The following is a 1,422-nucleotide window of genomic DNA, read 5'->3' as shown; positions in this document are numbered from 1 at the left end:
AGGCAGTTCGCCGTGACCGAGCCAAATCAGGTGTGGTGCGGTGATGTGACCTGTATCTGGACGGGTAAGCGCTGGGCGTACCTCGCCGTTGTTCTCGACCTGTTCGCAAGAAAACCAGTGGGCTGGGCCATGTCGTTCTCGCCGGACAGCAGGCTCACCATGAAAGCGCTGGAAATGGCATGGGAAACCCGTGGTAAGCCCGGCGGGGTGATGTTCCACAGCGATCAGGGCAGTCATTATACGAGCAGGCAGTTCCGGCAGTTATTGTGGCGATACCAGATCAGACAGAGTATGAGCCGGCGCGGAAACTGCTGGGATAACAGCCCAATGGAACGCTTCTTCAGGAGTCTGAAGAACGAATGGATGCCGGTGGTGGGTTACGTAAGCTTCAGCGAGGCAGCTCACGCCATAACGGACTATATCGTTGGATATTACAGCGCACTAAGACCGCACGAATATAACGGTGGGTTACCCCCAAACGAATCGGAAAATCGATACTGGAAAAACTCTAACTCGGTGGCCAGTTTTTGTTGACCACTTCAAAAATGGCTGGCTATACACAAGGAATGTGGCAATGAGTGGTGAAAAAAAGGCGAAAGGCTGGCGGTTCTATGGTCTTGTAGGTTTTGGCGCAATAGTACTGCTTTCCGCTGGCGTCTGGGCGTTGCAATATGCTGGCAGTGGGCCAGAAAAAACGTTGTCGCCGCTGGTGGTGCACAACAATCTGCAAATCGATCTCAATGAGCCGGACCTCTTTCTCGACAGCGACTCTCTGAGCCAGCTTCCCAAAGATCTCCTCACCATTCCGTTTCTCCACGATGTTCTGAGTGAAGATTTCGTTTTCTATTATCAGAATCATGCCGATCGTCTGGGCATTGAAGGCAGCATTCGTCGCATTGTCTATGAACACGATCTCACGCTGAAAGATAAACTCTTTTCGTCACTCTTAGATCAGCCTGAGGTAGCCTGAGTTTAACGGACACTCCTTCCTGAAATAGAATGGCATCAGAAGGAGCTAATAATGAGCAGAAAAAACCAACGTTACTCTAAAGAGTTCAAAGCCGAAGCTGTCAGAACGGTTCTTGAAAATCAACTTTCGATCAGTGAAGGGTAAGCGTACAGCCTGAACCGTCTGGTCAGAATCTGACGAATTAGACAAAGTGGTGTCCACCAAATAAGTAGTGGGAACCAAAGTGTCAGATATGCAGAAAAATGTGAATCCCGGCAGGCGAAAAGGCTGCCCTAATTATCCTCCCGAATTTAAACAGCAGCTCGTTGCTGCCTCCTGTGAACCCGGGATATCCATCTCAAAACTTGCTCTTGAAATGGCATTAACGCCAATCTGTTGTTCAAATGGCGACAACAATGGCGCGAGGGAAAGCTGCTATTACCTTCTTCAGAGAGCCCCCAGCTACTTCCTGT

Annotated in this window: 2 protein-coding genes and 2 pseudogenes; all 4 read left to right on the top strand. The window is 49.9% G+C overall.

From position 1 onward, the window contains the following. Positions 1-534, top strand: a 534-nt coding sequence (locus tag BFF42_RS17450; protein ID WP_039060271.1) for an IS3 family transposase, incomplete at its 5' end; no start/stop codon positions are given. A 40-nt stretch (positions 535-574) separates the two neighbouring features. Beyond that, a pseudogene (locus BFF42_RS27865) lies at positions 575-967 on the top strand (DUF2138 family protein); the annotation flags it as partial. A 54-nt stretch (positions 968-1,021) separates the two neighbouring features. Further along, a pseudogene (locus BFF42_RS27860) lies at positions 1,022-1,111 on the top strand (transposase); the annotation flags it as partial. Between the two features lie 82 nt (positions 1,112-1,193). Then, on the top strand, positions 1,194-1,422 hold a 229-nt coding region (locus tag BFF42_RS27315), incomplete at its 3' end, for a transposase (protein WP_216080631.1).

Source organism: Shigella sp. FC1661 (assembly GCF_001712525.1).
In the GTDB taxonomy this organism is placed as follows: Bacteria; Pseudomonadota; Gammaproteobacteria; order Enterobacterales; family Enterobacteriaceae; genus Escherichia; species Escherichia coli.
Note: the sequence above shows the minus strand (reverse complement) of the source record. Positions and strands in the feature narration are given on the sequence as shown.